General features: G+C 60.9%; 30 protein-coding genes. 3 read left to right on the top strand and 27 right to left on the bottom strand.

The window, feature by feature from the left end; translation table 11 throughout:
- Positions 1-61 precede the first annotated feature (61 nt).
- A complete protein-coding gene (locus ACTZWY_RS03295; protein WP_444789255.1) occupies positions 62-352 on the top strand; it encodes a DUF4389 domain-containing protein in 291 nt (96 codons plus the stop codon).
- 61 nt (positions 353-413) lie between these two features.
- Complete coding sequence (locus tag ACTZWY_RS03290) at positions 414-2,219, top strand: M3 family oligoendopeptidase (RefSeq protein ID WP_444789254.1); 1,806 nt, start codon at positions 414-416, stop codon at positions 2,217-2,219.
- A 345-nt stretch (positions 2,220-2,564) separates the two neighbouring features.
- On the opposite strand, the gene ACTZWY_RS03285 is transcribed toward ACTZWY_RS03290, so the two are convergent.
- The 5 genes from ACTZWY_RS03285 to ACTZWY_RS03265 form a co-directional block, all read right to left on the bottom strand.
- Positions 2,565-3,518 carry a 2-hydroxyacid dehydrogenase gene (locus tag ACTZWY_RS03285; protein WP_444789253.1) on the bottom strand — a complete coding sequence of 318 codons (954 nt, stop codon included), beginning with the start codon at positions 3,516-3,518 and terminating at the stop codon, positions 2,565-2,567.
- A 10-nt stretch (positions 3,519-3,528) separates the two neighbouring features.
- Positions 3,529-3,870, bottom strand: coding sequence for a tRNA-binding protein (locus tag ACTZWY_RS03280; RefSeq protein ID WP_444789252.1), 342 nt, complete (start codon positions 3,868-3,870; stop codon positions 3,529-3,531).
- On the bottom strand, positions 3,867-4,679 hold the full coding sequence (gene proC, locus ACTZWY_RS03275) for a pyrroline-5-carboxylate reductase (RefSeq protein WP_444789251.1): 813 nt from the start codon (positions 4,677-4,679) through the stop codon (positions 3,867-3,869). The genes ACTZWY_RS03280 and proC overlap by 4 nt, the downstream gene beginning before the upstream one ends.
- A gap of 100 nt (positions 4,680-4,779) precedes the next feature.
- A complete protein-coding gene (locus ACTZWY_RS03270) occupies positions 4,780-5,283 on the bottom strand; it encodes a YbjN domain-containing protein (RefSeq protein ID WP_444789250.1) in 504 nt (167 codons plus the stop codon).
- 271 nt (positions 5,284-5,554) lie between these two features.
- On the bottom strand, positions 5,555-7,126 hold the full coding sequence (locus tag ACTZWY_RS03265; RefSeq protein ID WP_444789249.1) for a site-specific DNA-methyltransferase: 1,572 nt from the start codon (positions 7,124-7,126) through the stop codon (positions 5,555-5,557).
- A 208-nt stretch (positions 7,127-7,334) separates the two neighbouring features.
- Between ACTZWY_RS03265 and ACTZWY_RS03260 the strand changes: the two genes are divergently transcribed.
- Positions 7,335-7,541, top strand: coding sequence for a hypothetical protein (locus ACTZWY_RS03260; protein ID WP_444789248.1), 207 nt, complete (start codon positions 7,335-7,337; stop codon positions 7,539-7,541).
- Between the two features lie 27 nt (positions 7,542-7,568).
- Here the strand turns inward: ACTZWY_RS03260 and ACTZWY_RS03255 are convergent, their stop codons facing one another.
- From ACTZWY_RS03255 to ACTZWY_RS03150, 22 genes are all read right to left on the bottom strand, one after another.
- Positions 7,569-8,372 carry a DNA adenine methylase gene (locus ACTZWY_RS03255; RefSeq protein ID WP_444789247.1) on the bottom strand — a complete coding sequence of 268 codons (804 nt, stop codon included), beginning with the start codon at positions 8,370-8,372 and terminating at the stop codon, positions 7,569-7,571.
- Positions 8,369-8,605 carry a Com family DNA-binding transcriptional regulator gene (locus ACTZWY_RS03250; protein WP_444789375.1) on the bottom strand — a complete coding sequence of 79 codons (237 nt, stop codon included), beginning with the start codon at positions 8,603-8,605 and terminating at the stop codon, positions 8,369-8,371. The genes ACTZWY_RS03255 and ACTZWY_RS03250 overlap by 4 nt, the downstream gene beginning before the upstream one ends.
- Before the next feature lie 82 nt (positions 8,606-8,687).
- On the bottom strand, positions 8,688-8,957 hold the full coding sequence (locus tag ACTZWY_RS03245; RefSeq protein ID WP_444789246.1) for a hypothetical protein: 270 nt from the start codon (positions 8,955-8,957) through the stop codon (positions 8,688-8,690).
- The gene (locus ACTZWY_RS03240) at positions 8,954-10,786 is read right to left on the bottom strand and encodes a hypothetical protein (protein WP_444789245.1); all 1,833 of its coding nucleotides are present in this window, start codon (positions 10,784-10,786) and stop codon (positions 8,954-8,956) included. The genes ACTZWY_RS03245 and ACTZWY_RS03240 overlap by 4 nt, the downstream gene beginning before the upstream one ends.
- Positions 10,783-11,067 (bottom strand): hypothetical protein, encoded by a 285-nt coding sequence (locus ACTZWY_RS03235; RefSeq protein ID WP_444789244.1) that lies wholly within the window; start codon positions 11,065-11,067, stop codon positions 10,783-10,785. Before ACTZWY_RS03235 ends, ACTZWY_RS03240 begins: the two co-directional genes overlap by 4 nt.
- Positions 11,064-12,044, bottom strand: coding sequence for a phage late control D family protein (locus ACTZWY_RS03230; RefSeq protein ID WP_444789243.1), 981 nt, complete (start codon positions 12,042-12,044; stop codon positions 11,064-11,066). Before ACTZWY_RS03230 ends, ACTZWY_RS03235 begins: the two co-directional genes overlap by 4 nt.
- Positions 12,041-12,601, bottom strand: a complete 561-nt coding sequence (locus ACTZWY_RS03225; protein ID WP_444789242.1) for a tail protein X — start codon at positions 12,599-12,601, stop codon at positions 12,041-12,043. Before ACTZWY_RS03225 ends, ACTZWY_RS03230 begins: the two co-directional genes overlap by 4 nt.
- On the bottom strand, positions 12,598-12,996 hold the full coding sequence (locus ACTZWY_RS03220) for a phage tail protein (protein WP_444789241.1): 399 nt from the start codon (positions 12,994-12,996) through the stop codon (positions 12,598-12,600). Before ACTZWY_RS03220 ends, ACTZWY_RS03225 begins: the two co-directional genes overlap by 4 nt.
- On the bottom strand, positions 12,993-15,197 hold the full coding sequence (locus ACTZWY_RS03215) for a phage tail tape measure protein (protein WP_444789240.1): 2,205 nt from the start codon (positions 15,195-15,197) through the stop codon (positions 12,993-12,995). Before ACTZWY_RS03215 ends, ACTZWY_RS03220 begins: the two co-directional genes overlap by 4 nt.
- The gene (locus ACTZWY_RS03210; protein WP_444789239.1) at positions 15,190-15,330 is read right to left on the bottom strand and encodes a GpE family phage tail protein; all 141 of its coding nucleotides are present in this window, start codon (positions 15,328-15,330) and stop codon (positions 15,190-15,192) included. Before ACTZWY_RS03210 ends, ACTZWY_RS03215 begins: the two co-directional genes overlap by 8 nt.
- 26 nt (positions 15,331-15,356) lie before the next feature.
- Positions 15,357-15,671 (bottom strand): phage tail assembly protein, encoded by a 315-nt coding sequence (locus tag ACTZWY_RS03205; RefSeq protein WP_444789238.1) that lies wholly within the window; start codon positions 15,669-15,671, stop codon positions 15,357-15,359.
- 12 nt (positions 15,672-15,683) lie between these two features.
- On the bottom strand, positions 15,684-16,181 hold the full coding sequence (locus ACTZWY_RS03200) for a phage major tail tube protein (RefSeq protein ID WP_444789237.1): 498 nt from the start codon (positions 16,179-16,181) through the stop codon (positions 15,684-15,686).
- 12 nt (positions 16,182-16,193) lie between these two features.
- On the bottom strand, positions 16,194-17,375 hold the full coding sequence (locus ACTZWY_RS03195; protein ID WP_444789236.1) for a phage tail sheath subtilisin-like domain-containing protein: 1,182 nt from the start codon (positions 17,373-17,375) through the stop codon (positions 16,194-16,196).
- Positions 17,376-17,388: 13 nt separating this feature from the next.
- Positions 17,389-18,393: a phage tail protein gene (locus ACTZWY_RS03190; RefSeq protein ID WP_444789235.1), complete on the bottom strand. Its 1,005-nt coding sequence runs from the start codon at positions 18,391-18,393 to the stop codon at positions 17,389-17,391.
- Complete coding sequence (locus ACTZWY_RS03185; RefSeq protein ID WP_444789234.1) at positions 18,393-18,950, bottom strand: phage tail protein I; 558 nt, start codon at positions 18,948-18,950, stop codon at positions 18,393-18,395. Before ACTZWY_RS03185 ends, ACTZWY_RS03190 begins: the two co-directional genes overlap by 1 nt.
- On the bottom strand, positions 18,950-19,846 hold the full coding sequence (locus ACTZWY_RS03180) for a baseplate assembly protein (protein ID WP_444789233.1): 897 nt from the start codon (positions 19,844-19,846) through the stop codon (positions 18,950-18,952). Before ACTZWY_RS03180 ends, ACTZWY_RS03185 begins: the two co-directional genes overlap by 1 nt.
- Positions 19,843-20,181 carry a GPW/gp25 family protein gene (locus ACTZWY_RS03175; RefSeq protein ID WP_444789232.1) on the bottom strand — a complete coding sequence of 113 codons (339 nt, stop codon included), beginning with the start codon at positions 20,179-20,181 and terminating at the stop codon, positions 19,843-19,845. Before ACTZWY_RS03175 ends, ACTZWY_RS03180 begins: the two co-directional genes overlap by 4 nt.
- Positions 20,178-20,339: a hypothetical protein gene (locus tag ACTZWY_RS03170; RefSeq protein ID WP_444789231.1), complete on the bottom strand. Its 162-nt coding sequence runs from the start codon at positions 20,337-20,339 to the stop codon at positions 20,178-20,180. Before ACTZWY_RS03170 ends, ACTZWY_RS03175 begins: the two co-directional genes overlap by 4 nt.
- Entirely contained in the window at positions 20,336-20,827 is a 492-nt protein-coding gene (locus ACTZWY_RS03165) for a phage baseplate assembly protein V (RefSeq protein ID WP_444789230.1), read from the bottom strand. The genes ACTZWY_RS03170 and ACTZWY_RS03165 overlap by 4 nt, the downstream gene beginning before the upstream one ends.
- Positions 20,824-21,348, bottom strand: coding sequence for a hypothetical protein (locus ACTZWY_RS03160; protein ID WP_444789229.1), 525 nt, complete (start codon positions 21,346-21,348; stop codon positions 20,824-20,826). Before ACTZWY_RS03160 ends, ACTZWY_RS03165 begins: the two co-directional genes overlap by 4 nt.
- Complete coding sequence (locus tag ACTZWY_RS03155; RefSeq protein ID WP_444789228.1) at positions 21,345-21,812, bottom strand: phage virion morphogenesis protein; 468 nt, start codon at positions 21,810-21,812, stop codon at positions 21,345-21,347. The genes ACTZWY_RS03160 and ACTZWY_RS03155 overlap by 4 nt, the downstream gene beginning before the upstream one ends.
- A complete protein-coding gene (locus ACTZWY_RS03150; RefSeq protein ID WP_444789227.1) occupies positions 21,812-22,243 on the bottom strand; it encodes a gp436 family protein in 432 nt (143 codons plus the stop codon). Before ACTZWY_RS03150 ends, ACTZWY_RS03155 begins: the two co-directional genes overlap by 1 nt.
- Positions 22,244-22,297 lie beyond the last annotated feature (54 nt).

Below are 22,297 nucleotides of genomic sequence, written 5' to 3'. Positions count from 1 at the left end.
GTGAAATGAGGCGCGCCCGTTGCCTGAACGGCCATGGGCAGCACAAGAGAGGATGACGAACATGCAAGATATCGACAATGACCGCCCATCCCCCCCGTTGGACAAGCCAGCAGAACCGCTGTTGTTGCGGCTGGTCTATATGCTGATTATCGCAACAATGATGTCGGTGGCGCAATCCATCGTGTTTTTGGTGGGGGTCATTCAGTTTGTTGTCATCATCATCGACAAGCGCCAGCCCAATGAACGGCTGGCGGATTTCGGCTGTATGGTGGGGGCATGGATCGCCAAGGCCGCGCGCTATTTGTCAGTTGCCACGGATGCCAAGCCCTGGCCCTTCAAAGAGATGGACTGAAGCGGTTGCAGCGCGGCGCCGCGCGGCCTAAGTGTGGGGCTCGTATTTAGCGGAGAAGTCCATGCCCCTTGACCAGCAAAGCACCACAAAAACCGAATTCGGCAATTTGCCCGACTGGGATTTAAGCGCGCTGTATGCCGCCCCCGATGCGCCGGAACTGGCCCGCGATTTTGACTGGTTGCGGCAGGAATGCGCGGAATTCGCGTCTGAATATGAAGGCAGGCTTGCGCAGCTTTCTGCGGCTGACATGCTTGTTTGCGTGCAGCGCTATGAAAAAATTGACATGGTTGCCGGGCGGCTGATGTCCTATGCGGGGCTGCGCTATTACCAGAACACCGTGGACCCCGAACGCGCCAAGTTCATGGCCGATGCCCAGGACCGCATGACCGATGCGACCACCCCGCTGGTGTTCTTTTCATTGGAAATGAACCGCATTGATGATGCGGCATTCGATGCGCTGGTGTCGGGCAATGCCGATCTGGCGCGCTACCGTCCGGTGTTTGACCGCATGCGCGCCATGCGCCCGCACCAATTGTCGGACGAGTTGGAGAAATTCCTGCATGACCAGTCCACGGTCGGGTCTGCGGCATGGAACCGGCTGTTTGATGAAACCATGGCGGGCCTGCATTTCGAGGTGCAGGGCGAGGCCGAGCCGCTGGGGCTGGAAGCAACGCTGAACCTGTTGACCGACCCTGACCGCGCGCGCAGGCAAGCAGCCGCGCAGGCGCTGGCTTTCGTGTTTTCGGGCCAGTTGAAGTTGTTTGCCCGTGTGCACAACACGCTGGCCAAGGAAAAGGAAATTGAGGATCGCTGGCGCAAGATGCCATCGGCGCAACATGCGCGCCATTTGTCGAACCATGTTGAACCCGAAGTTGTGCAAGCGTTGCGCGATGCAGTGGTCGCGGCCTATCCGAACCTGAGCCACCGCTATTATGCGCTGAAGGCGCGCTGGATGGGGCTTGACCGGCTGGAAATCTGGGACCGCAACGCCCCCCTGCCATTGGAAGCGCCGCGCGTGTTCAACTGGGATGATGCGCGCTCCACGGTGCTGGACGCCTATGCGGAATTTTCGCCAAAGCTGGCAGATCTGGCCGAACCGTTCTTTACCCAGGGCTGGATTGACGCCGCCGTGAAACCCGGCAAGGCACCCGGCGCCTTTGCCCACCCCACAGTGACCGATGCGCATCCGTTTGTGATGCTGAACTATCTGGGCAAGCCGCGCGATGTCATGACGCTGGCGCATGAACTGGGGCACGGGGTGCACCAGCGACTGGCCGCAGGGCAGGGGGAATTGCTGTCCTCCACGCCGCTGACACTTGCGGAAACCGCCTCTGTCTTTGGGGAGATGCTGACCTTCCAGAAGCTTCTGGCACAGGCCAAAACACAATCGGAACGCAAGGTTCTGCTGGCTGGCAAGGTTGAGGATATGATCAACACTGTTGTGCGCCAGATTGCGTTTTATGATTTCGAATGCAAACTGCACGCCGCGCGCCGCGAAGGGGAATTGACGCCCGACGACATCAACGCCCTGTGGATGAGTGTGCAGGCTGAAAGCCTTGGGCCAGTGTTCGATTTCATGGACGGGTATGAAACCTTCTGGGCGTATATCCCGCATTTCGTGCATTCGCCGTTTTATGTCTATGCCTATGCGTTTGGCGACGGGTTGGTGAACGCGCTTTATGCCGCATACCGCGATGCGCCAGACGGGTTTCAGGACAAGTATTTCGACATGCTGGCTGCAGGTGGGTCCAAGCACCACAAGGAATTGTTGGCCCCCTTCGGGCTGGACGCCAGCGACCCCGCCTTCTGGGACAAGGGCCTGCAGATGATCGCGGGCTTCATTGATGAGTTGGAAGCGATGGAATAGCAGCTATAGGCTGACATGATCAGGCGAGCGTGCGCTTGTGCGGGTTTTCTGGCCTGTTGCGGGCATTCGCGCTTGGACAAAGCCCGCGCTGTCGGCGGGCCGGGGTCTGCCGATCCGACGGTTTAGGGGTTCACTTTATGCAGGCGGCCTACTCCGACTTTCAAGGCTTGGCGTGCCACCAGAGTAATCGGCAGGCCGCGGGACGGCCCGCCGATGGCGCGGCGGGCTGCGCCCTTGATTCCGCGCCTTGGGGCATTCCCAACGTCCCCTACAGACCATACTCCGACCGACCCGCTGCCCCCTGACAGCGGCGGGCGCCAAACCTGCTTTGGCCTTGCCCTGCCTTTATACAGGGTTCACAAGCGCTTGCCCTGTTGCATGCGCAATGGCGTTATCAAGCGCCATCATGCCCATATTCTCGCGCACATCCTGCGCCGCCGTGCCAAGATGTGGCAGCAGGGTTACAGTGTCCATGCGGCGCAACGCGTCGGGGACGGCCGGTTCGAATTCATAGACATCCAGCCCCGCACCAGCGATCTGTCCGTGTTGCAACGCACCAATCAGCGCCGCTTCATCCACAACATCCCCGCGCGCAATATTGACCAGATGGGCATGTGGGCGCATCATCGCCAGCTCCTGCGCGCCAATCAGATGGCGCGTTTCCGCCCCGCCCGGAACAGCCAGAACCACGACATCGGACGCCGCCAACACATCTGCAATGCTGTCAAGCTGGCGCGCGGGAAGGTCAACTGCGCGCACAGAGCGGTTGTGATAAACCACCTCCATGCCCAGCCCGAAATGCACGCGCTTTGCTATGGCCTGTCCAATACGCCCCATGCCGATAATGCCGCATGTTTTGCCGCCCAGATGTAGCCCCAACATCTGGGTCGGGTGCCAGCCCGTCCATTTTCCCGCGCGCACCAGACGCTCGCCCTCGCTGGCGCGGCGTGCGGACATCAACACCAGCATCAGCGCAATGTCGGCCGTGGCGTCGGTGACAGAACCGGGGGTATTGGTCACTGAAATGCCCACCTGCCGCGCGGCTGCCACATCAATGTGGTTATAGCCCACCCCGAAATTGGCCAGCAACCGGCAGCGGGCTGTTTCCATTCCGTCAAACACGTCTGCAGTGAACATGTCGCCAAGGGTTGGAATGATCACGTCATACAGCACCAGCGCGGCACGCATTTCGCCCTTTTTCAACGGGGTTGTCTGGTCGCGCAACGTGACATTGAAATATGCGCGCGCGCGCTCCAGCACGGCTGCGGGTAGGGGGCGGGTGATATAAAGTTCCTTCATGGCGTGCCTTTCAATGCATGCGTGCGCCAGCGGGCACGTCATGGTCGGGCGAGATCAGCGTGATATGCCCCTGCGCATCTGATACGCCCAGAACCAGAACTTCCGACATGAACGGCCCGATCTGGCGCGCGGGAAAATTCACCACAGCCATTACGCGCTTGCCGATCAGCGCATCCGCCGTGTAATGCGCGGTAATCTGCGCCGAGGATTTCTTTTCGCCCAGATCAGGCCCGAAATCGATCCATAGCTTGATGGCGGGTTTGCGCGCTTCGGGGAAGGGTTCGGCGCGGATGATCCGGCCTGCGCGAATATCCACCTTCAGGAAATCGTCAAAACTGATCTGCTCGTTCATTGCGCCAGTTCCTGCGACCGCGCCGCCGCCGCTGCGATGGCCCGTTCCATAAGGGGCGGCAGGCCATGGGTTGCGTCCATCAACACGGCCAGTGCCGCCGCTGTGGTGCCGCCGGGGCTGGTGACATTCTGGCGCAATTCCGCGGCGGTTTGTGGGGCTTGGCTGGCCAGTGCGGCCGCGCCCGTCACTGTTGCGCGTGCCAGTTGCATGGCCAGTTCCGGCGCCAGCCCTTGGGCCGCACCGGCGCGGGCCATGGCTTCGATCAGGTGAAAAACATAGGCCGGGCCAGACCCTGACAGCGCGGTAACCGCATCCATCTGCGCTTCGTGTTCCAGGCGAACAGTTTGCCCGACCGCTGACAGCAGCGCCTCGGCCAATGCCAGCTGCGTGTCGGACACATGGTCATTGCCAATCAGCGCGGTAATGCCCTGTCCGACGGCGGCAGGGGTGTTGGGCATGGCGCGGATGATCGGGGTGCGCGCGCCCAGAATATCGCTGAACCGCGCCATCTGCGTGCCTGCGGCGATGGATATAAACAGCGTTTGCCCATTGCCGAAGGATTGCAGCGCGGGCAGGGCAGCGCCCATCATTTGTGGTTTCACGGCCAGAACAACCACCGCAGGTGCATCAGGCAATTTGCCGTTCAGGGACACGCCAGAGCCGCGCAGCCAGTCGGAGGGGGCGGGTTCAATGACATGCACATGCTGCGCTGTGATACCCTGTGCCAGCCACCCCGCCAACAGCGCCGACCCCATTTTCCCGCAGCCCAGCAAAACCATAGCCTGCGTGTTGATCTGCTCAAGTCCCATAATGCCCCCATTCATTCTTTGGCGCATTTGTTGCGCTGCAGGCTGTCTGCGTCAAGGGCAAGGGCGGCTTAATTTCGCAATCTGCACCAAACTGGCGGGATCATGCGTGCCCGACAGCTTCGGCCAGTGCCAGATCAAGCGCCGATTGCGGGCTGTGGTCGGCCCAGGAGACAAGCTGAAAGGCTGGATAAAACCGTTCTGACGCAATAATCGCACTATGGATCATGCGGTCAATCTGGTCGATTTCCGCAGTCTGGTCCACGCCCAACAGCAAGGCGTAGCGCCACACCATCAAGCGCTGCGTGTCCCAAAAGCTGAACGCGCCCGACCATACCATGTCATTGGCCCGGCTGACCGTTTCATACAACGCGGCCAGGGCGGTTTCGGGCGGGTCCATTTCAAAGGTGCAAATCAGGCGCAGCATGTCCTCTTCGGGGGACAGCGCAAGCGTCAGCGCGTAGCTGCGCCATTGCCCTTCTATCACCATGGCGATCTGGTCTTCTCCGATGCGGTCAAAATCCCAGTCATGGTTGGCGGCCAGTGTTTCAACAATGTCGATCGGATGAACCGAGTCGTTGCTTAGATAAAGTTCCAATGCTGACATGGCTGCCCCGTTCCGCTTTTGCCGCTGCGCTGCGCGATGCCACCAGACCAAGTGTCATGCACTAGCAATCTGTAGTTTCGTCGCATCTCTTACTATATATGGTGTGCTTAAATGCGCCATGAGTAAAGTGAAATCACCAGTCCAGCCAGAATTACCTGTGGATTGTTGTGGTGTGACCGAGATATCTGCAGGGTTTTGTAGAGATTCTTGCAGCAGCGCGATTTCCGGGGTCGGCATACAGGCTGACGTGTCATGGGCCTTAAAGCACCCGTTAAATGTCCAGTGAACCCTGCCCGCCGCCGCTTTCGCGCTTGGCCCTCTTGAACGCATCGTCGCGCCGGGCGGGAAGGCGGACGGCGCGGTCGCGCAGTTGCAGGGCTTCCTCGATCGAGACGATCTGGATCCGGGGCACGGGGCTGAAACCGTCCATCTCGAACTGGCCTGCGGCTGCAGCCTCGGTGATCATCGGCTTGGTGGGCGGTGTCAGGGTCAGGAAGATGCCGATATCGGCGCGCTCGCGTTCTATCGTACCGCGCAGGTCGCGGAGCATCGACACGCCGACATTGTCGCCCGCCTTGACGCTGACCAGCGCGCGGTTGGTGCGCCCGAAATAGATGTTGCCGTCAATGCCGCGGTCGGCGCCTTTTTTCGACAGGTTGCCGGGCTGGGCGGCGATGAGCGATAGTGCCCATTTCTCGAACTCGAAATAATAGTTCTTGTCCTCGCGGCCCCGGCGGGCCATGTCGCGCGCGCCGGCCAGGTCTTGCGGGACGCCATGGGTGATGAATTCCACACCTTCAAATGCATCGCGCAGGCGCTTTTCGATCAGCCCGATGGCCAGATGGGTGACATCAATGCCGATCCACTGGCGGCCCAGTTTTTGCGCCGCATGGACCGTTGTGCCACAACCGCAAAACGGGTCGAGCACCACATCGCCGGGGTTGGAGGAGGCAGAGAGGATGCGTTCGAGCAGGGCTACGGGTTTCTGGGTGGGGTAGCCGAGGCGTTCTTGGGCGCGCGAGTTAATGGGGGGAATGTCTGTCCAGACTGTGCCCATGACTCCGCCTTCCATCTCAGAAAGATAGCGCTTGAGGCGCGGACGTTTGGTCGTGTCAGGCGTTCCGTCACGATTGGTTGGATAGTAAATCCTGCCATCGTCATGCAGTCGCTGCATCGTTTGGAGAGAATAGCGCCACCCCTTCGGCGGGCTTTCGTGTCCCCTCCACTCGTACATCATATTCGGGCGCGGATTTGGGCTTGTCATGTTATCCAGTTGATATAAGCCGCGCCCGTCCCCGTCATCGTGACGATATTTCGTGGCCAGATACTCGTCGGAATGTGGCTCGCGTGGCGTGTTCCAGATGAAATCGCTCGGCGATTTTGCGTAAAAGTAGATCGTATCCGCGACACGACTCCATGTCTTCGCGTCGCTATGGGTGGTGGTGCGCTTCCAGATAATCTCGTTCTTGTAGCCGCGCGCCCCGAACACCGCATCCAGCAGGATCTTCAAGTAATGGCTCGCCGTCGGGTCGCAGTGCAGATAGAGGCTGCCGGTGGGCTTCAGCACGCGGTGCAACTCCAGCAGGCGCACGGCCATCATCGCCAGATACGCCATCATGTCATTCTCGCCCAGAAAGGTCCGCATCGCGCGTAGCATTTCGGCGGCGTTGCCATTGCCCGAGCGCAGCACCTCGCCAAAGGCTTCCTCGGCGCTGTCGGTCCAGTGCCAAGTGTCGTCAAAGGCCTCGATCTGGGCCGCGCTTTCGTTGCCCTGCGGCCCCTTGAACAGCACATTGTAGCTGGCATTGGAATTGAAGGGCGGGTCCAGATAGATCAGGTCCACAGACCCGGTTGCGATGCTGTCGCGCAAAACGCGCAGATTGTCGCCGTAATACAGGTGGTTCGCCATATGCTCTCGCGGAAGTGATTCTGTCCTTGACAGACCCTATCCGATTCTTTCGGCCTCGCCACCCTGTCAATCCCGACAATGCTGTTCGCGCATTGCCGCCGTGGCTGTATCTTCGGCTCCCCAAACCAGATGGAGGCATTAGATGCGTGTAGAAACAGATATTGAAGAGAATGAGATCGATGGCGATTTCGGCACCGTGATGGGGCTGATAGTTACATGCAAGCGTTGCAACCACGTTGTCGAGGTCGGTGGTACTCACGAGGGTTCGGCTGCAGCGGCTGCGGCAAGATTGAGGAGAGAATGCCCCTATGAAGAGAACAATTTCTATCTAACGCCCGGATATAACTGAGGGGTGAAGCGGGCATTCAAACCCGCTTCACCCCGGCTTGAAATTCATGATCAGCACCTCGGCCGCTGCCTTCGGCCCGCTTGACGCCGCAGTGTAGACGGTGCTGATCTCCTTGATCTCGAAGCCCCTGAACACCTCACGCACGCCCGGCGTGTCGTTCAGGGACATGATGAAGCGGCCCTTTAGCGTGCCAAGCTGGGTAGCCATATCCTCGAACCGTTCCCTGCTGAACAACGCACGCCCGTAATAGCCCTCGCAGCCCCAGTACGGCGGGTCGAGATAGAACAGCGTCTCCTTGTGATCGATCCGGCGGATAAAATCGGTAAAATCCAGACATGTCACGCACACCCCCGACAGGCGGCTGTGCAGGGCTTCCAGATCCGGCTCCAGCGTGGTCAGGTTGAACCGGGCTGGGCGGTCGCGGGACAGGCCGAATGTGCGGCCGGAGACCTTTCCACCAAAGGCTGCGCGCTGCAGAAACAGAAAACGTGCCGCGCGCTGCATGTCGGTGAGTGTTACGGGATCAACCTGGACAAGTCTTTCAAAATTGGCCTGTGTGGTGATCTGGAAGCGCAGCAGGTCCAGAAACGCGACATAATGCTCCTGCAGAACCCTGAACAGATTATACACATCGCGCGAGCGGTCATTGATGAATTCCGCCCTCGGACGTGATGTCCGTCGCAGGAACACGCCCCCCATCCCAACGAACGGTTCTGCATAGGTTTTGTGCGCCTGATCGGCGTCGATGATCGCGCAGATGCGCTTGGCGAGGTTGCGCTTGCCGCCAATCCACGGGGCAATCGGGCGGGCAGTCTGTGATATCGGGGTCATTGGCCTTGGCCTTTCACTATGGGGCGCTGGGGGCGCTCTGGGGAAAGGGCTCTTGGCCTCAGGATGTTCATGGCCCGGCAACGCGGGCATTTTATACTGACGACACCGGATAATGCGTCAGGTTCTGCACAGAATAACAGCCGCGCACAGGCGCGAGCCCACGGATTTGCTCTTGATCGCGCAAGGCGAATCACCTCACCTTCGCCGCCCCTGATCAGGGAGGGAGCGGCCATAAGGCGATTGCTGGTCGGTGGGGCTGTTTTCAACGGTGGCCCCGTGTCGAAGGTGCGTCAACACCTTCGGCCTCCCGCAGGGTTAATCCGCGTCAGGCAAGGGCTGCAAGCCCATGGCTGCAAGGGCTGCCAGGCCGTCCATTGCAGCGATCTGAACTGTAGCATCGGGTGATGCTTGGGGCGGGGCGGCCAGTCCATCGGGATCTGGCACCCATGCATCCAGCGGGCAGTCCTCGTACATCCCAGATGCGACACGATACAGATTGCCCTGCCCATCCTGCCAGAGTGGTGCATTTTCAGGGGTCAGCACTACGGGTAAGGCAACTGGTTCGGCGATAGTGACACGGATCATAGGATCACTCCTGAAAGGCTGGACAAATAGCGCTGCAGCCGAATGCGGTCGGCTTCGGACACGGGCTGCGGAATCAATGCGGCGGCATAAAGCCGCCCTTTGGAAAAGCTGCTGCCCGCGTTGAAAAAATGCGTCAGACCGACAAGCGGCGATAGAGAGCCTGCAGCCGTGCTGATGGTTGCGGCCTGCCCGTTGCGCCACGCTTCTGGCGCTGCGGCCCCGGCCACGCGCACCATGTCCACCTGACGCCCCGACACAGATTGCGTAGAAAAATCCACCTGATTATCGGTGCCTTGGTTGCGCCAGCGCAGCCCGCTGGACACGGTTTTGGTAAAGCGCCCTGTGCCCCCGAAAATGATCCCCTCATTCGGGGCGGCGGGAAGAAACGCCACGTCATGTGCGGCTGCGAGTGTGTAAGATGTGTGGCCACTGAACGATGTTGCAAGAGTTAGGCGATCGTCAACACCGTCAAACCCCAGAGAATGAACATTGGGCTGACCGGCATCGGTGACGTCAAACCCGTTTGCGCCTGTGATCTGCACGGCGCTGGGTTCGCTCGCTTGTTCCAGTTGCGGTGCCGATATGTCCAGGGTGATGTCGATGGGGCCGCTCGCATGGACCAGTTGCAGCACACCGCGTGTGTTCGTCACGCTTTCTGGTGCGATACCACCGGACGCAACGCGCCGCAGATCACTTTCTATCGTGCTGAGAAAACTGCCGCCATTGGTTGCGCCTGCAAAACCTGACCCGGAAAAATGCGTATTGATCAGCGACACATTGGTAATATTTGCAGTGCTGCCGCCGACCCGCTGCACCCATGCTGAACCCGTCCAGGTTTGTCCCGTGGCGCTGGGAGCCGAACCAAGCGGGTTAAACGTGAGTTGCACATTGCCCGTGGGTGTGCCGTTCAGCCGGATGCGGATATTCGGTCTGCCGCTCTTTGGGGCCAGCGATACGATCTCAACCTCGCCAGTGGCGATATTCACAAGGCTCCAGCCTGTCGGCAGCGCCCCCCCGGCACCCAATACGCCCAATGCCGCGCCGTCCATGCGGTTGTTGGGCAGGCGGTTACGCAGCCCCGATGCGGGGTGGCGGCCAAATGTAGGGCGGCGCGCATTCTCAGGCTGCGCAGCAACGATCTGATCCGCCCAATTCGTGACCGCTGCAACCGGTTGGCCGGGTTGGGCAAGCTGTGTGGCGTCCAGATCGGTAAATGCGTGATTTTCGACCTGAAACCCGATCACACCAAGATGAACAAGGCCCGGATGCCAGTTGCTGATCACGGCGCGCGCAATCATCGGGGCCGCCAGTTCCAGTCGATCGCCTGTGTCCCACCACCCTTTGGGGCGGGGTTGATCTGTCGGATGCAGCGCCTCGATCGGGGCCAGCGCGGCGGCGGCCGCCTGTGTCTGGCCCAGCACGGTCTGGGTCTGGGCCAGCGCAGCTTCGGTTTGCGCACGTGCAGTGTCTGCATCCGCGCGATGCTGGTTGGCGTCAGCGACCGCTTGAACAAGATCGGCGGCATCCGCACCGTCCAGAACCAGTTTCCACACCGCGGGGTCGCTGCCCGGCGCGACACCCTGACTGGCCGTGCGTGCCACCCAAAGGCGATGATCATTCAGCACGGCTGCGCGCGGACCGTACACGCGGTCGCTTTCCCAATCCGGCGCGTCGGGATCAAAATCAAACCCCTTCAGGCTGGCCAGCCAGTCTGCGCGTGTGCCTTCAAACCCTTGCGCCAGCGCTTCTTCATAGGCATCCCGTCCCGGCAGGGCCGTGTCAAATACGAAGGTCTTGCCGCTGGCAAGGTCGGTCATTGTGGTGCTCATGGCGTCATTGCCTCCAGTATCTGGATGAAGAATGTCGGGCTGATTGCAGTCTGGCCCGCGCGGTCATAGCGGATGTCGACAGAATGGCGGCCGACGGGCAGTCCCGTGGTCGGTGTGATCTCGAATATCCCGCCGTCGCGATCGACGATTGCCACGTTAAAGGGCGTCAGGCCGCCTGCGGCATTGCGCGATGCGGCCGTGATTGTCACATCGCGCAATGCCGCTGTGGTGTGAAAGCGCAAGCGCAGCGTGTCGCCATATTTGCGGCGCAGGGTGATCATGCGTCCCCTCCCTTATTGGCGCTGAAATTTGTCACAAGGCCGGTGCCAAGCTGATGGCGCACCGTAGTGATATGCCATGTCCCGGCTGTTTCGGGGCGCAGGCCGGTCAGCGAGACCCGACCCCCCGCGAAAAGGGCAGGTTCAAACCCTGCAAGCGTGGCCTCAAATTTTCCCTTGCCGCGTGCACTGCGTGCCAGTTCGCTGTCTGCAGCGCGCCGGGCTTCGGCTTCGGTCGCGAAGGTGTGGCGCAGGCGGCGGGCGGGCTTGCCAGTGCCTGCTGTGACGCGCTTGCGCTCTGCGCTGCCGGTCAACTGCACCTCGGCCTCGACCGACTTGTCGTTTCCCCGCTCTGACAGATCGAACTGCCAGCGTGTCAGCCGGTCGCGCGGCAGCACCACGGGCTTGCGCTCATCTCCGGCCGCAGTCTGATCTGCGGGCGCGCGCCCCGCGATCACCAGCTTGCCCGCCGCCGCTTTGGCCGTGGCATCCAGCCCGCGCGCCAGCCGCGTCAGGAAATGCAGATCGCTTTCGGACGTTTGGGCCAGATAGGAAAAGGGCACAATCTCCAGACGCGGCGCGATTACCAGTTCAAGCCCTGCCTCTGACGCGATCTTGCGGGCAATCTGGCCAAAACTTTGCCCTTCCCATGCGCGGGTCTGGGGCGCGCGGGTGACGGTTTTCAGGTCTACGGCAGTCGCTGTGATCCGCATACTGTCTGGCGGGCCAGAGGAGGATATGCCTTCAATCGCAAAACGCCCCATCGGGTGCAAAGGCTGGCTGCGATAGCCCAGTTCGACCTCCAGAACCGCGTCAAGTTCGGGCATCTCCAGCCGGTTATCCCGGTCATCCAGCGTCAGCTCCAGCCGATCGGCCGTCTCGCCGTCATTGTCGGTTATTGTCAATGACAACAGCCGGTCGCGGATCATCGCGGTGACATCCTGCGCATTGGCGATGATGCGGAAATCCGGGGTCGTCATGCGCGCCCCCAAAGCGTGATACGACGGGTGCGCGGTGCAACCAATCTGTCACGTGTGGGCAAAAACAGCGCCAGACCCGCCGGATAAACCGGACCCAGTTCGGCAAGGCGTGGGTGGGCGTCCAGCAGCTGCGGGGCCAGTGCATCTGCGCCCAGTTCCGTCTGGCAGATCGCGTCCAGCATATCGCCCTCGCGCGTCAGATAGACACGCCCGTCACTTTGTGCCCGCGCGTTGTATTGTGCCCGATCAGTAAGGGCGGTGTTTTCAGCGGCAATATCATCCAGCAGATCCAGCCTGAATGTCAGCGTGTGCACATTCTCGCCAAACCGGCGGAACCGGATATCAAACCACAACCGACCGGCAGGCAGCACCCGCGCATCAACACCGGCATCCAGTTCAAACAGGCCTGCGTCAACATCAAGCACAGTGGCTGCAAGATGCCACGCCCCCCCCAGATCATTGCGCAGGCTGGAGGCAATCTCGATATCGGCCAGCGCGAAGGGCGTGGTCAGGCGCAATACCAGCGGTTCACCACGCTGTCTGCGAAAGCGGATCATGCGCGGTCCTCGCCATAGCTGCGCAGTGCGATGCGAAAATCGATCTGACGCGGCGCGCCATCGGACATCAGCACTTTGCGCGTCTCATCAACCGACAGTATCACCCAGCGATGGAACACCCAGCCCAGCCCGTCGACCAGCATCAACGGCTCACCGCTGCGTGCGGACAGACGCATGAATTCAACCTGCCGCAAACCACCGCGATAATGCGGATGGATTGTGCCTTCCAGCGTCACCTCCTCGGATCCCGGCCCCATGAACTGCATGGCGGGATCGCGCCCCAGCCGGTCTTGCGCCTGCCAGCGAAACTGCGCCACACGCCGCAGGGTCTGATAGCTGCCGCCTGTCACCCCGAAACGAAACGCGCCCAGCGCCATCATGATAGTGCTGATCATGACAACCCCCCGTCATGCAGGGCATAGCGCTCCTCGCGCATCATCTCGCGGACGGCGCGCTTCACCTCCTCGGCAATCGCGCGGGCATCCATGCCCGGCTGCGGATAGATATTGATGTCACCAAAGCCCCGCGCGGCCTGCGCGCCAGCTCCCGCCCCCCTGGACGCGTCAGCCCCCTTGATCACGCTGCCTGGCATATTGGGGCTGAAGAATTCCTGACCGCGTTCGTTGATTTCATACAGGAAGCCCGGACGCACCACACCACCGCTGTCACGGCCACCTTGCGCCCTGCGTCGGCGGCCGTCACCGGTGGCTGGACCATCGCCACCCGGCCCATCGTCACCCGACACGCCACCGCCGCCGCTGACATAGTTCCATGCGCGGATCAGCCAATCAGGCACAATACCGGCAAGATAGGCCCGCACCGCTGCCACCATATCTGTCAGGACAGACCAGATCCCGGCGCGCAGGCTGGCAATCATGTTTGCGCCCTGGGTGAACAGGTCAATATCAAACGCCTCGCCGATATAGGCCAGCAACCCCTCGATCGCGTCCATCATCAGCGTGAAGACGTTGAACTCAGACCACAGCGATATCAGACCGGCCAGCAGGCCGTTTTCAAAGGCATCTTTAACGCGATCAAACTTCTCCTGAAAATACGCGACAATGCCGTCCCAACTGTCATAGACGACATAGGCCAGTGCCGCGATTGCGGCCACCGCAAGAATGAGCGGGTTCTTCAAAAGCAGAAGGCCCACGGAATAGATGGCCCGAGCGACGAAGAACAAGACATTGGCCAACGCCAAGCCCATCACCTGTAGAAGCGGGATTGCACGAACGGCCAGCGCCATCAATCCCCGTCCCAAGAGTCCCACCGCAACCAGAAAAATGCCGAAAACGACCCTTAGTTTTCCAACCCACCCGAACAACAACCAGAAACCCCATTGCAACGCGAGTGCGCCAATACTCAACGCCAGAAGTCCGGCTACGGCCCAGCCAATCACCTTGACCAGTTCCTGATTTTCGCCGATCCACTGGCCTGTGATCGCGATAAGCGGCATGACCTGTTCAGCGATTTCGACAAGAACCGGCAGCAATCCGTTGCCAAGGGCGATCTGGGCGCTTTCCGTCACGCTTTTCAGCCGGTCTATTGCACCGCGCGCGTTATCACTCATCTGTTCTGCGACACGCGCCGCTGTTCCGGTTTCGCGCAGACTTTCCGCATAGTCCTGCAAGGCACCACTGCCCGCTGCCGCAATCAACGTTCCGGCTTCACCCGCAGCATTCAGACCAAAGATGGAATTCAGCACCTCCTCGCGGGCGGCAGTGCCCATCCCACGCATCGCCACGTCCATCTCTTCCAGAAGTTCGAACAGAGGGCGCAGGTTGCCCTCGGCATCGACCAGCGTGACATTCATGTCGTCCAGCGCGCGACGCGCTTCCGTCGAAGGGGCTGCAAGCCGCGCAAGCATCGCGCGCAGTGATGTCCCTGCGCGCTCGCCTTTGATACCCTGATCCCCTAATGTCCCCGCCATTGCTGCGACCTGTTCAAGACCAAGCCCCAATCGGGAAGCGCCAGGCGCTGCGTATTCCATTGTTGCGGCCAACTGGCTTAGCGTCACGTTCGAACTGGTGAAGGTGTTGACCAGGACATCGTTCAGTCTGGGCAACTGATCGACCTCCAGCCGGAACCCGGAAAGGATATTTGTCGAATAATCCGCAGAATCCCCCAGATCTGCGCCAGCAGCAGCAGCCAGCCCCAGCACACCGGGCATGGCGGCGATGGTCTGGTTCACATCCAGCCCGGCCATTGCAAGATATTCCATACCCTGACCAGCCTGCGACGCGGTAAAGCGGGTCCGCGCGCCCAGTTCCAGCGCTGTTGCGGTCAGCGCCTGCTGTTCATCATCGGTGGCCTTGGACACAGCCGCGACCCGCGACATCTGCGCTTCGAAATCTATCGCAGGGCGCATTGCCGCATAAAAAGCCACCCCCGTGCCGATCGTTGCCAAGGTCGACCCCCGCATATCTGCTGTCTGTTGCCGCGCAGTTTCCTGCATCGTACGGCCTTGCGCAATTTGCTGATGTCCATAGCGCTGGACAGCCTCGGCAGCGCCCTGCACATTCTGCATCGCTGCACGCGCAGGCGCGGTGGCCTGATCGACGAAGCGCAGAATGAGGGCAATATTGAGGTCAGACATTTGGTCCTGCAGACGGGGGTTGTGTGGCTTTCCAGCGCGCTTCGGCATGCGCCCACCAGCGCGCCAGTTCTTCTGGGTCCATCCGGTCCATATGCTCGGGGGACCAGTGGAAGATGAAGGCGATGTCGGCCATCGCCTCCTCTATGTCGTCGGGCAGCCTTAACCGGTCTGGTGTTCGATCTGGATCATCACCAGCTGTTCGGGTGTCATAAAAAAAAGCGACACCCGGTTGGCGAGGTCGGCCAGATCGGCCGGATCGAGGTCCCACACCTGATCGGTGCTCAGCGCGGGCTGTGTGATGCGCGGCAGCAGCTTCGCAAGGGCGTTGACGTCCTGCATCTGGACCATGGCCAGTTGCAGACCGCGCAGCGCACCGGCGGTCGGCTTCATCACTTCGATCTCGGTGATGACCTTGCCGTCCGTGCCCTTGATTGGCGTGGACAGCGCGACAGAATTCATACGTGCAGCAGTCATTTAATACCCTCCTTAAAGGCCCATTGCGCGGCGGTGATCGGCCAGTTGGTCGACACCCCCGATGATGCGCTTGCCCGCTTCCAGGTCGATGTCCCAGATCACCTCGCCGTTATGCTCATAGCGGTAGCTGCGCAGGTCGATTGTCATTTTGAGTGTGGTGTCAGAGCCGGGCTTGAAGTTTCCCGGCTCGTGCATCGTGATCAGCCCGCCCACAGTGTAGATCATCGTGTCGGCGGGACTGCCGTCTTCGCCCTTGTGAACAGGGCGCAGCACGAAGCGATTGACGCGCCCGATCAGCTTTTGCACAGCGGGGTCGAATTCCGCGAAGGTCAGTTCGGCCTTCATGGCTTCCAGCCCCATATCGACGCCGACTGGCCCGTCCATGCCCGCGCCGCGATAGGCGGCGGTCATAATCTTCAGGTCGGGCAGCTTGCCTTCGGTCGCGCGACCGAAATAGCTGATCCCGTCAACGAAGGCGTTAAAGTTGCGGATTTGCTTTGGATAGGACATTGGTCAATCTCCTCAGGAAGCGATGACAGTGGCAACCAGCTCTTCGTAGTAAGAACCATTGCGATGGGCGCGGAAGGTCAGCCGCTCCAACGGTGCGGGTGGCTCGATGTCGAAATCGAGATACAGCTTGCCAGCCTTCAGGGTGGCTTCGGTGTTGAGTTCCGGATCCAGCCAGACCCGTCCACCCAGAAGTGCGCCACGCGTGGTCAACGTATCCAGATACGCCTGCACACTGTCGCGGATATCCAGCAGCAGCTGCGCTGAGAAAGGCCGGTCCATGGCCCACAGATGCGCGGCTTCAATGCTTTCATAGATCATATCAGCCGTGCGCCGCACCGACAGGAAGGCCCAGATCGGATCGGTTGCCGTCGAGCGGTTGCCCCAAAGCCTGAACCCGTTCTGGCGAATGATGGTCGCCACTTTGGCTTCATTCAGGCGGTTGCTTTCGGTCGCTGGCTCGGACATCTGGAACCCGATCGGACGTGCTGTGCCCGTAATGCCGCGCATTTCCTGATTGGACGGCGACCACCAGAAGCCCTTTTCACGGTCGCGCCGTGACAGCAAACCCGCCACATAGCCTGATGCTGGTCGTGTGATCGTGCTTGCAGATACCGTGTCAAAAGCGCGCACTGCGGGATCCACGATGTAAAGCCGGTCATCCCCGTATAGCCCTGCATCGGTAATCGCATCAGCCTCGGTGGTGTTCGGCCCGTCCTTGATCACGACGGCGCGCAGGCGCTGAGCAATGCTGAGCAGCGCGCTGACCACGGGATTGACGCCTTCGCCGGGATCTCCGGATGTGAAACCGGGGGCAGCCAGAATGCGCGGCACCTGCCCGGTGACACTGCCAGCAGCCAGCAAGCCCCAGACACCGGAATACGCTGTTTCATCGCCGATGATATTGGCCAATGTGGTGGGCGCGTCCTGTGCATGCGGCACACGTACGATGATGATTTCCGCCACGCCCTGGGCATAGGCCGCCAGATAGGCATCGCGCAGCGTGCCAGGTTCGCCCAAGGACGCAGCCATGCGCGGGCCGGTAATCAGCACGGGTGTGTTTTCAGGGAATACCGCATCATCGGCATCGGGCGCAGTGCCCACAAACCCGATGATCGAGGATTTTACTGTCTGAATGGGGCGCAGGCCGTCATCGATCTGGACGACTTCGACCCCATGAAGGAATTGATCAGGCATGATGGGTTCTCCTTTAAGCCTTGATGCAGGTCAGGACTGCGATGTTGCGGGGGCGGGTAATGCCGGACGCGTGCAGGTTGTCGTTCTGACCGGGTAAGGGTTCATTTCCGATCGGGGCGGCCCCCATCGCACGGGCACCCGGATATTCATTTGCTGAATAGCTATCCACGCCCGCCGATAGTTGCGATGCGGTCAATGTGGTTCCGGCTGTGCCTGTAACCCAGACGCCGTCATTGGCCTGATCAAAGACAAACAGCGTCCCCTTCTGCTTAGTCCCGAAGCCGCGTCCCGCATCGACCCCACGCCCGGCATCCCAGCCACGCCGGAACTCGCCTCTGAAATCAGGCAGGTTGAAGGTGGTTGTTCCGTTGCCCGGTCCAAATGTCGTGCCGATGGCTGCAAACAGATCTGCGTGTTCGCTGCGCGATTGCTGCGAGCCGTCACAGACCAGCCAGCCATTGGGCGGGGTCGGCATGGCGAAATCCATGATCGCGCCAGCCGGCACCAATGCGGCTGCAGTCTCGTTTCCGCCCGACAAGATTGCCTCAATCTGGGCGCGCCCCGTTGCCGGGGTCAGGGCCACATCATCCGCCACACCGTCAACTGCTTGCTGCGCGGTCGCTTTTGGCACTGTGATGATGCGGTTTTGGTTCAGGGTGCCACCACCGGTCGCAAGACCTGCGCCTGTGACCGCGCGGGTGTCGGGCACCCTTGTATTTGCGTTGTTGTTCGCCAGCCGGAGCGCATTGGCCGTGGCGGCCTGTGTCACGCTGTCACTGGTGACCGTATTGTTGAGCCGTACGATACCCGCGACATTGGTGGTCGCATTGACAACTGTGTCGAGCAACTGATCCACACGCGTCTTCAGCCAGCGCGTGCGACGTGCAAGCTGCATGTGCGGAATATTGTCCAGCCCGGCGCCAGTGGCCTCATTGGGCTCACCGGACAAGACAGGATCGGTTTGCTCGAATTGCAGAATGTCCGGGAACTGGTCGCCGCCGTCATTGAGATAGGCCATCAGGCTCCTCCTCTGGTATATGTGCCATCGCGCAAGACAGTACCGTCCCGCAAAATGGGCGCTTCGGTGAAATCCAGCAATTTCAGATGGCACCTTGCAGGGGCCGCCCGTTCAATCAGCGCGCGCACCATGACAGCTTGCGCCGCCGAAATGGGCCGATCCAGAATGACGCGATATTCCGCCCAATGATCAGCAGCGCCGCGTGTCTCTTCTCCGTCGCGCGTCAGGCTGCCGTCACGTGCCTTCTCGCCCCAGCGTTCAATGACCTTTGCACTGCCAAAGCCGGTCAGTTCCAGCACCCGCCGGACCGCCGCGACTGTGCCGCGCATCCGGTGCAGCGCGATGGACTGCGCAATCACCTCGCGCTTGCGCCATTCCGGCCAGGCAGGGTCCCAGTCTTCCACTGCCAACGCCCATGCAAGCCAAGGCAGAACGCTGGACGGGCAGCGTGCTGGATCCCAGAGCCCATCAACGGGCACCGGCAAGGCCCGCGCGACAGCTGCCTGTGCCAGCAGGATTTCGGCTGTGCCTTTCCAAGGGGGCAGGATATCGGCCATTACGCGCCCCCGCCGACAGTAAGTGCTGTGCATACCGGCACCTGATGGGGGGCCGTGTGAATGCTGATCGCGGGGCTGGACAGGGACACGTCCTTCACACCTTCACGGTGCAGCGCAGCGATCAGGCCAGATCGCGTGACACTCGCCCCCAGCCGGAAGCGGTCTTCGATATAGGCTTGCACTGCGGATTGAGCTGCGGCCAGCACGGGGGCCGGATCCGGACCAGACAGAAATTCAATCGTGGCCTGCACCTCAAATGCGACAGGCTCTGCCAGTGTCACATAGACATTGTCACACAGCACACGGATATCTTCACGCGTGACCATGCCCGTCACTGCGGCGGTGAAGGCGCTGTCCTCCAGATCGGATGCGGGATCCTTCAGCACAATCACGCGCACATCTCCGGGCGCGGGACTGTCGACCATGACGTCCAGCACTTCCGGTGTCGCCGTCATGGCCCAATAGCGATAAGCCCCGGCTGGCCCTGCACTGGAATAGGCCTGCAATGCCAGCTGCACGCGGTCACGCAAGCGCGTGTCGCTTTCCATGACTGCGGCCACTGGCGGGCTTGCATCCAGATCGGCAGGCGTGACAGTGGCACGCTCAACGCCAAACAGCGCGGCCAGATGGTCCAGATCAGGGCCTGTCGCATAAGCCAGCATCACCGCACGCGCTGCATCATTCACGCGCGCGCGGTCCAGCAGGCGGAAATAGGCAGCGGCCTGCAGCACCTTCACGGCGGGTTCACTTTCCAGCGCCAGCGTGGCCGCAAGATCAGGGTCGCGCGCGGCAACATAGTCCTTCATTTCGACGAACAGCGCCTCATACTCCAAAGGCTCGATGACTTCGGGGGCTGACAGACGCGACAGATCAATCCTGGCAAAGCGTGTGGTCATCCGCGCGCCTCCAGTTCGATCTGGATCTGTGTCTGCCGCCCGGTCACATCGCCCTCCAGCGCTATGGTCAAGCTGCCGGGCCTGGCGTCCAGAACTTCTACACGGCGCAGCTCCAGCCGTGGCTCCCAGCGCCCCAATGCTTCGGCGACGGCCATGAACAGATCAACGACAGTGCTCCCATTGACCGGGGCATCGATCAGGCGCGGCACGTCCGATCCATACTCACGACGCATCACGCGCGTGCCCTTGGGCGTGCCCAGTATATCTGCGATCGACTGCGACAGATGCGCGTCAAACCCCAAGCGCCGCCCCGTGTTGCGTGCCATGCCGGTCATGATGCCCCCTTGCGTGTGCGGCGCTTGCGCGGGGCCGGGGGCGCGACGTTTTCATATTTCGCGGCATCTGGCGTCAGGGGGATCGGGTCGCCCTTTTTCAGGTAACGTCCGGCAATCCAGCCTGCGGCCTTGGCAATATAGGTTTGCGTCCGGGTCATTTGTTGGGAACTCCCGTATTGCCACCGCCCGACACCACACCGCCATGCGTGTGGTGCACAAGGCTGACACCATCCGCGATCGCGTCTTCGCTGAACGTGACAGCCCCGATCGCATCGACATTGCCGATGATCGTCAGATTGCCGGTGATCTTCACATTTCCGGTGATCACCAGTTCAGCCCCGCCCAGCTCAATCGTCGGATGGCTTTCATCCTCGGCCACGGCGCTGCCCGATTGCGGGACTGCACCTTGAACAACCGCTGCTCCCATTTCACCAGAGGGCGCAAAGACCACCACCTGTTCGCCAGGGCTGGGCATCCAGTGCACCTTGATCGCACCGCTGGACAGTTGCGACACCGGGATCATCGGTGTGGTCAGATCCCCGATCTGGACACGGGCGCGCATCGCGCCTGTGTCAATCGCGGTCACGCGGCCAAGCTGGACAATATTCGCCAAACGGCGGTTCAGTTCCGCAATCTCAAAACTCATATGCCCACCTCACCTTGCAGATCGCCGCCCAGATAAAGTTCAACCGGCATCGGTGTGGCATCAGGGTGCGGGGTCAGTGTAAGGGGTTGCTGCCAGACAATCGCCGCCAGTGCCGCAGTCGCCTGCCGTGCATCACGATTGACCAGCACCCGCTCTTCGACCTTGTCAGCAGGTCCAACGCCTGCAATCTGCCAGCAATTATCGGGCACCACCTGCAGCAGAACACTGGCAATATTCCCCAGCGCAATGTCGCGCGATAGCCCCATCGCATCACGGGTGACGATGAACGCAGCCATCGACACCGCGTATCTGCGATGCGGCCCGGCAAGCGTGGGCATCGGGGCCACACCCAGACGCGACACAAGCACAGCAGGGGCTTGAATTCCCTGACGCTTAAGCTCCTCCAGATCGAAGCCGCCGACCATGCCCTTGCACTGGCGCAGATCCGGCAGCCGCAACTTGATCCGGTCTGCAATCAGATCGGGCAGTTGCGCCAGCAGATCGACTTGCGGCGCGCTCATTGGAACGGCTCCGACAGGCTTTCAGTGACAAGGGCCGTGATTGCGACCGCATCGGCAGATGAAATACCCAAGTAAGGGCGCGCGGGCATTGTCACCTTGATACCGCGGCCAAAGGCATTTGTGATCTCGCCGCCCAATTGATGGATCGCGCCATAGACAAGGTTGTTTCCCACCCTGACAGTAGTGCCGGTCGTGTAGTTCTGTGTGGCGTTCAGCAGATCATTGTCCTGCACCAGCAGCGAATGCTGCGTCTTGCGCGTTGCGGCATGGTGCGCACTCCAATCCGTCCATGGCGTGCCATCAGGTGCGGCCTTCTCTGTGGCAATACGCTCTTTGGTGCTGCTTTCCAGAAGTGCGCCAACATTATAGGCCAGATCCTCCAGATCCGTCGTGGCCAGCTGGCCAAGGGCGCGGGCCGCACCTTCAATACCTTGCAATGTCAGTTCAACCTGCACACCAGCCATCACAGACCTCGCATCTTTTCGCGTGAGAAAATGCGCTCTGGGCCACCGACCACGATAGGGCGCGGGCCTTGTCCGTCATCCTCGGCGTCATCATCTGCTGGCATCACCAGCGCGGCTTCGCCCTTCGCAATCCGTTTCAGCGCGGCAATGGTATCTTCATAGCGCCTCCGGTGCTCGTCACTCAGCACATCGGCAGAGAGTGCGAGGCGATAAAGCGCTATATCCACAGCATACTGACGCAGAATGCGCGCCGGTTGCGCCAAAGGCAGCCGGTAGCGCACGGCAATATAGGTGTCTATTTCATCCTGCGCGCCTTCTAACGCGCGGGTGACCGCCGCAGTGTCTGCCACACCGTCACCATCCCGGTCCGCGACAAACAGCGCGTCCGGGCCATATAGTTCGACAATGTCAGATTGTGTGGCATAGGCCATAAACAGAACCTTCAATCAGGGTTAAAGGGGTGCCGTCCCGCCGCTACAGCACCC

The sequence above is a fragment of the Roseinatronobacter sp. NSM genome (assembly GCF_052379845.1).
In the GTDB taxonomy this organism is placed as follows: Bacteria; Pseudomonadota; Alphaproteobacteria; order Rhodobacterales; family Rhodobacteraceae; genus Roseinatronobacter.
Note: the sequence above shows the minus strand (reverse complement) of the source record. Positions and strands in the feature narration are given on the sequence as shown.